Here is a 7,331-nt window from a genome sequence, read left to right on the forward strand (position 1 = left end):
CGCGGGCTGCTCGGCCGGCTGCGCCGACACGGCGCTGCCGGCGGCCGTCGCGGGGGACGTGAGTCCCAGGGAGGCGAGCACCGCGAAGAACGCGGTGATGAAGACGGCCCACAACTTCTTGACCTTGATGGCGGCCATGACCCCTCTTTCACTCTCTGATGGTGCGATGTCGGGTTGGTCGATCGGGTTGGTCGATCTACATACCTTCCTCATGATGTGTACGCATCTCGGGAATCCAGGGAGCGACGCCGCAGCTGCGCAGTTCTTCGGATGAACACCACTCGTACGGTCCAACCGGCCCCGGGCCCAGGGCCGCCCCTCGGGACCCCGTACCGCTGAAAAGGCCCCTCCGACCTGCGCCGACACCCCGCAGCACCCCGCGCGACGCCCGGCAAGTCGAGCCGTACTCCCTGGGGATACGGGCAGGTGGGTCAAGCAGAATTGTTTCCCTGGTGGATCTTGGGGGGCCACGACGCGAGAAGACGCGCGGAACAGAGTCCGGGTTATGCCTCTGGCATATACACAAGGCATGGACGATCCCTCAGTACTTCATCTCCTCGGTCCCCTTCTGTTATCAGCCGCCGCCCGGCGAGGCGGTGAGGAGCCGGGCGCGGTCCCAGACGGCGCCGGCGTGCCGCTGGCGTCGGTAGGGGCGCAGGCGGGCGCGCAGCCGGGCGAGCGACTGCTCGGTCCTGACGGACTTCAGATGGGGGTAGTGGTCGAGGAAGGCGTGCCAGTGGACACACGCCTCCTCCAGGTGCCCCAGGGTCAGGAGCGTCTCGGCGAGGCCCGCCTGGGTGAGGGCGAAGGCCCGCCGCTGGCCGGGGGCGCGGTGGGCGGCTGAGTCGCGCAGCGTCGACAGGCCGTCCGCGGCGTGTCCGAGGGTGAGCAGGGTCTGGGCGCGCTGGTAGTCGAGCCCGACGCGCGGGTACGCGGTGAAGGGGCCGGGCGGTCCCGAGGACTGTCCGTGCTGGGTCTCCGCCGTGTTGAGGTCACCCAGCGCGGCGCGCCGCTGCCGGTCGTGGGCGCGGGCCAGCGCGCGCTGGACGTGCAGGAAGGCGAGCGTGGCCGGCGGGGCGGCCGGTCCCGCCGCCTGTATGGCGATGTCCATGAGGTGCAGGGCCGGGCGGTGGTGGCCCAGGCGCAGGGCCTGGGTGCTCATGGCGCGCAGGGTGATCGCGTACGTGGAGCGGTTGCCGCCCGCGTGGGCGAGGCTCAGGGCCGTGCGGTAGTAGTTCTGCGCGAGCCCGAGGTGGCCCGTGTCGGCCGTCATGCCGGCCAGGACGTGGGTGAGTTGGGCACCGGCGGTGAGCAGGTCGCCGCGGAGCCGGCCGGGGGCGCTGCGCTTGAGGAGAAGGCTGACGTCGTCGGCGAGGTAGGCGGCCAGCGCGGATCTGGCGTGGGCGCCGCCGTGATGCTCGGTCAGGTCGGTGAACACCTGCGTCATGTCCCGCAGCCGTTGCACGTCCGCCGTGGTGGCGCGGCGCGACCGGCCCTCCCAGGGTGCCGTGACCGGGGGTCTGTCGGGCCAGGCGAGCCGGTTGACGGTGGTCAGCGGGTAGGCGGGCTGGCTGCCGGCGGACTTGAGGAGGGAGGCCCGGCGGGCCGGGTCCGTGTCGGCGCGGGAGAGGGCGGCCAGCCGCGCCACCGGATCGGTCTGCCCCGGCCAGATCTGCGGGGGCTGGTCCAGGTCGCGGGCGAGCGGGACCAGCCCGGTGTCCTGGGCGGTGATCAGCCGGCCGGTACGGGTGGTGAGGGCGGCGGCCACCAGGTCGGGCACGGGCGGACGCGGGCGGGACCCGGAGAGCCAGTGAGCCACGGACGTACGGTCGTAGTGCAGTTCCAAGGCGTGCGCGGTGCCCAGGGCGTTGACCGCGCGGGCCAGTTCCCCGGAACTCCATCGGGCCTCCACGAGCAGCGCGGCGAGGAGTGTGTTGGGGTCGCTGCGGCCCATTCCTGGTCCCTGCCCTTTCCGGCGTGGTGCTGCGTATGCCGGTGGGATGCCCGCCCCTCAAAGTCACTAAAGGTCGGCCACGCCGGCCACGTCCGCCACGTCGGCGACGTACGCCCGCAAGGTGCGGGGTTCCGGCCCGTACCTCCGTTTGAAGGTCGGGTTCCGCCGGCCCAGCTCGACCCGGCTCCGCCCCGAGGCCCATGCCTCCCGCATGACGTGGGCGTACGACACGTAGAACGGGCTGTAGCCGGGGGTGTCCTCCTGTGCGTACCCGACCGCCCCGTAGTGGAAGCGGAAGTCGTCGGTGAGGGCGAGCGCGGAGCTGTGGTCGGCGTTGTCGTACTTCGCGACGGTGGTACGGGCCAGGCTTCGCGGCGGTGGTACGAGCCAGGCTGACGAACGTGTCCAGGTCCGGGCCCCCGGCATCGGTCGTACGGGCGGTGACGCCGGCCGCGTCGGCCTTGCGCAGGTCGCGCCCGAGGTTCTGCCGGGCCTTGCGCGAGACGCCGCCCCGCGCCGGCTGGTCGTCGAATCCGGAGTAGCGCTTCAGGGGGAGGCCCCATCCGGTGTCGACGTCGACCCCGTGCGGCCCGGCGCCGGTGAGCAGCGCGTCGAGCGGTCCCGCGGCGTCCACGTTGACCATGCCGTACAACCGCGCCCCCAGTCCGCCGCGACCTCCCGCCAGCATGCGGCTGTAGACACCGTTGCCACAGCCCATGTCGAGGATGCGGAGCCGCGACATGTCCCCCCAACAGGCCGAGGACGCCGGCGGGGGGCAGGGCACCTGCGCTGTCGTCCGCCGGCGGAGGGGCAGGCACCTGCCCGGCGGGGGGGGGCAGACACCTGCGGTGTCGCGGTACGCCGTCCTCGCCGACATCCCGCGCGCCGCGCGCACCCCGCGCGCCCCGCACGGTAAGGACCAGTCATGACCCACGACGCAATCAACGACCCGGGCCGCGGCGACAGCTGGGACCGGGCGCTCGCCGCCCTCGCCGCCGGCGCCGAAGGGCCCGTCCTGACGCCCGGCGAGCCCGGCTACGAGGACGAACTCGCCGTGTTCAACCTCGCCGTCACCCACCACCCCGCCGTGGCCGTCGGTGCGACCGACACCGCCGACGTCTCCCTGGCCGTACGGACCGCCGGGACGCTCGGCCTCGCCGTCGCGATCCTCAACACCGGCCACGGCCCGGCGCTCCCGGCGACCCCGGACACCCTGCTGATCACGACCTCCCGGATGACGGACCTGACGGTCGACCCCGCCGCCCGTACCGCACGGATCCAGGCAGGCGTGCGCTTCCAGCAGCTCGTTGACGCCACCGCCGCCCACGGCCTCGCCCCCCTCCCCGGTTCCTCACCGGGCGTCGGAGTGGTCGGGTACACCCTCGGCGGCGGAGCCAGCCCGATCATGGGACGGGCCCACGGCTGGGCGGCCGACCACGTCACCGCCCTCGAAGTGGTCACCGCCGACGGCGAGATCCGCCAGGTCTCCCCGCAGGCCGGGAGCGACCTGTTCTCGGCGGTGCTGGGCGGCAAGAGCAACTTCGGTGTGGTCACCGCGATGGAGTTCGGACTCTTCCCCGTGACACGCCTGTACGGGGGAGCCCTCTTCTACGCGGGCACGGACACGCGCACGGTCCTGGAGGCGTACCGGCGCTTCACCACCACCGCACCGGACGACATGAGCTCCGGCATCGCCCTGTTCAACCTCCCCCCGCTGCCGGACCTCCCCGAGTTCATGCGGGGCAAGCCGGCCGTGTCCCTGCGCCTGTCCTACCTGGGACAGGCGGACGAGGGCGAGGCGCTGATCGCCCCGCTGCGCCGGGCCGCCCCCGTCCTGATGGACACCGTCTCGGAGAAACCCCTCACCGCGTTCGGCTCCCTCAGCATGGACCCGACCGACCCGACGCCCGCCGTCGAGCACTTCGGCCTCCTCGACACGCTGACCGAGGACACCGTCCAGGCCCTCGCCGACGGCTTCGGACCCGGCTCCGGCATCACCCTCGTCGATCTCCGCCACCTCCAGGGCGCCTACGGCAACCCGCCCGCCACCCCCAACGCCGTGGGCGCGCGCGACGCCGCCTTCTCCCTCTTCGCCCTCACCGTCGTACCCCCCGGCCAGGACGTCTCCGCGTACGCGACCTCGGGCGCCGACCTCTTCGAGCGCCTCGCCCCCTGGCTCAGCGAGGCGAAACACCCCGGCTTCCTCTCACCCGCCGACGCCACCCCGCAGCAGACCCGCAAGGCGTACGCACCGGAGGTGTACGAGCGGCTGCGCGCCGTCAAGGCGCACTACGACCCGGACAACACCTTCCGTATCAACCACAACATCCCCCCGCAGGAGAACGCGTAGCCGTACGAGGCCCGTCACAAAGCCCGTCACAAGGCTCGTCACAGGGCTCGTCGTCACAGGGCCCGTACCTCAGCGGGACACCCCGCCGGCCGCCCGGTTGAAGCTCGCGCGATACGCCGTGGGGGTCAGTCCGACGCGGCCGACCAGGTGCTTGCGGAGGGAGTCGGCACTCCCCAGGCCGCTCTTCCGGGCCACCTGGTCCATGGGCAGCCCGGTGGTCTCCAGCAGTTCCCTGGCCCGGTCGACGCGTCGCTGGAGCAACCACTGGAGCGGGCTCAGCCCCGTCTCCGCGTGGAAGCGCCGGCTGAGGGTGCGCACACTCGTCCTGGCATGACCGGCGAGGTCGGCCAGGGTGAGCGGGCGATCGAGGTGTTCGAGCGCCCAGACGCGCGTGGGGGCGAGCCAGGAGCCGCGCTCCGGCGGCAGCGGCGTCTCGATGAACTGCGACTGCCCGCCCGGCCGTACGGGAGGAACGACCGCGAGCCGCGCGGCGGTGTTGGCGACCGCCGCGCCGTGGTCGACGGCGATCAGATGCAGGCACAGGTCGATGGCGGCAGCCGCGCCCGCCGAGGTGAACACCCCGCCGTCCTCCACGAAGAGGAGGTCGGGCTGCACGTCGACGGACGGGAAACGGCCGGCGAGGTCGCCGGCCATCCCCCAGTGGGTCGTGGCGCGCAGCCCGTCGAGCAGGCCGGCCTGGGCCAGGACGAAGGCCCCCGTACACAGGGACGCGATCCGCGCGCCGCCGGCCGCGGCCTTCCGCAGGGCGTCGAGGGCTTCCGGCGGTGCCGGCTCGCCGCCGCTGCCGATGGCGATGACCGTGTCGGCGCCCTCGACCGCGTCCAGGCCGTCCGGCACCACGATGGCGGGGCCGCCGACGGTGGGCATCGGGCCCGGCCGGACCGTACAGACGCGCACGTCGTAGAACGGAACGCTGTGGAAGACCATGAGCGGGATCGAGACGTCGAAGCCGAGCACGGGCGGCACGACCACCGCGGCGACGCGATGCGGGGTCAGATCCATGGCCAGATCCTCCGGAGGGTTGGCATTCCGGCCAGTATCGTACGGGGCCGGGACGCGGCACCGTTCTCCCCATGACATCTCATGTGATCGTGGGTCGCGGGGCCGCCGCGTCGAGGACCGCTCTGCTGCTGGCCGAGGACGGCGAGCGGGTACGGATGATCAGCCGGACCGGCGGGGGGCCGGACCACCCGCTCGTCGAACGGGTCGCCGCGGACGCGACCGACACCGACCGGCTCACCGCGCTGACGGACGGGGCCGACACCCTGTTCACCACCGCCGTACCGCCGTACCACCTCTGGCCCGAACAGTTCCCGGTCCTGTCGGCGTCGCTGCTGACCGCGGTGGTACGGACCGGGGCCGCGTACGTCATGCTCGGCAACCACTACGCGTACGGCCCCGTCACCGGGCCGCTCACGCCGGACCTCCCCCTGGCCGCGACCGGCCCCAAGGGGCGCGCGCGGGCGCGGGCCTGGGAGGAGGCCGCCGCCTCGGGGGTGAAGGTCACCGAGGTGCGGGCGGCCCAGTTCTACGGCGCCGGCGCCTTCTCCGTATTCAGCTTCCTGGTGCAGCGGCAGGTCCTGGAAGGGAAGTTGGCCCTGGTGCCGCAGGAACTCGACCTGCCCCACAGCTACTCGGCGATCGGCGACACCGCACGCACGCTGGTCGCGGTGAGCCGCGACGAACAGGCGTACGGCCGGGCCTGGCACGTCCCCACCTCGACCCTGTCGGTCCGGGACCTGGCCGTACGACTCGCGGAACTCGCGGGGGCACCGGAACCGCGTCTGGAAGAACTGACCGAACGCGACCTGACCCTGCTCGCCTTCACCGACCCGTTCTGGGCCGAGATGAACGAAGTGCTCACCAAGCCCGGTCACCCGTTCGTCGTCGACCACGCGGAGACCGAGAAGACGTTCGGCGTGACCGCCACCCCGCCGGACGACGTGCTCCGGGAAGTGATCTAGGAGGGCACACACACCTCCTTGCCCTTGAGGGTGCCCTGTCCGACCACTTCGATCAGCGGGTACACGCAGCCGGCCGCGAGATACGTGGACCAGGTCTCGGTCCCCGTGGTGGCCCCGGGGACGAGCGGCCCGTGGACGGTCCTGCTGAAGTTTGCCCCGCCACCGGTCGTGTTCTGCCAGCCGAGCCGCACATGCACGGCGTCCCCCGAACGCTTCCAGTAACCGACCCCGATCCGCCCCTGCCCCCCGACCCGCCCGTTGACGTCGATACAGAGGTCCCCCCTGCCGAGGTCCGTACACCGCTGGACGTACGCCCGGACAGAACCGGTCCCGGCCGCCTGCGCGGACCCCGTGGTGGCGACAAGCAGCAGGGTCCCGAGGGCGGCGGCCGTGCGGATCCTTGCACGCGAGGTCATGGTCATGAGATCTCCTTCGTCGTCAACCGGTCGCTGTCCACCACGTCTATCGGCAGCGGACAGGGACGAGTTGAGGATCGCTGCGACCGCCCCGCCCCGCAGGGCTGTGACGAAAGGGATACGCCTCAAACCACTCGGAAGTGGACTTGTCCTCCGGAGGTCTGATGTGACTTTCTGGAGTCATTGAACGACCTTCCGTAGCGGAAGGCCGGTGAAGAGCGAGGGATGACGATGACCACTGCTCAGGCAGAAGCCACGGGGGTCGAGACCTCCGCTCCTCCGATCAGTACGGCCGCGGGGACCGGGGCGGCGGGATTCGCGGGGGACAACGGGCGAGCAGCGTCGGCTCAGTTGAACGGGCCGTACGGAATGGTGGTGGACAGCACCGGCACCCTCTACTTCTCCGACCGGGACAACCACCGGGTCCGGAAGATCACGACCGACGGGAAGATCAGCAACGTTGCCGGGACCGGGGTGGCGGGATTCGGGGGTGACAACGGCCCCGCGACATCGGCTCAGCTGAACAAGCCGCGCGGGATCGCGATGGACAGCTCAGGCACCCTCTACATTGCCGATTGCCTCAACAACCGGATCAGGAAGGTGACGGCCGACGGGAAGATCAGCAC

6 protein-coding genes and 1 pseudogene are annotated in these 7,331 nt (G+C 71.9%); 3 read left to right on the forward strand and 4 right to left on the reverse strand.

What is annotated here, in order from left to right; translation table 11 throughout:
- Positions 1–574: 574 nt before the first annotated feature.
- Entirely contained in the window at positions 575–1,954 is a 1,380-nt protein-coding gene (locus GT042_RS31130) for a hypothetical protein (protein ID WP_161312038.1), read from the reverse strand.
- Positions 1,955–2,020: 66 nt separating this feature from the next.
- Positions 2,021–2,380 (reverse strand): GNAT family N-acetyltransferase, encoded by a 360-nt coding sequence (locus GT042_RS31135; RefSeq protein ID WP_161312039.1) that lies wholly within the window; start codon positions 2,378–2,380, stop codon positions 2,021–2,023.
- Positions 2,381–2,879: 499 nt separating this feature from the next.
- Between GT042_RS31135 and GT042_RS31140 the strand changes: the two genes are divergently transcribed.
- Positions 2,880–4,304, forward strand: a complete 1,425-nt coding sequence (locus GT042_RS31140; RefSeq protein ID WP_161312040.1) for an FAD-binding oxidoreductase — start codon at positions 2,880–2,882, stop codon at positions 4,302–4,304.
- Positions 4,305–4,373: 69 nt separating this feature from the next.
- Here GT042_RS31140 and GT042_RS31145 read toward each other — a convergent pair whose 3' ends face one another.
- Positions 4,374–5,327 (reverse strand): helix-turn-helix domain-containing protein, encoded by a 954-nt coding sequence (locus tag GT042_RS31145; RefSeq protein WP_161312041.1) that lies wholly within the window; start codon positions 5,325–5,327, stop codon positions 4,374–4,376.
- 71 nt (positions 5,328–5,398) lie between these two features.
- Between GT042_RS31145 and GT042_RS31150 the strand changes: the two genes are divergently transcribed.
- Positions 5,399–6,289, forward strand: coding sequence for an NAD-dependent epimerase (locus GT042_RS31150; RefSeq protein WP_202534272.1), 891 nt, complete (start codon positions 5,399–5,401; stop codon positions 6,287–6,289).
- Here GT042_RS31150 and GT042_RS31155 read toward each other — a convergent pair.
- Entirely contained in the window at positions 6,286–6,705 is a 420-nt protein-coding gene (locus tag GT042_RS31155) for a hypothetical protein (protein ID WP_161312042.1), read from the reverse strand. The genes GT042_RS31150 and GT042_RS31155 overlap by 4 nt on opposite strands.
- Positions 6,706–6,936: 231 nt before the next feature.
- Here GT042_RS31155 and GT042_RS31160 point away from each other — a divergent pair.
- Positions 6,937–7,331: pseudogene (locus GT042_RS31160) on the forward strand (hypothetical protein); the annotation flags it as partial.

The organism is Streptomyces sp. SID3212 (assembly GCF_009865405.1).
In the GTDB taxonomy this organism is placed as follows: Bacteria; Actinomycetota; Actinomycetes; order Streptomycetales; family Streptomycetaceae; genus Streptomyces.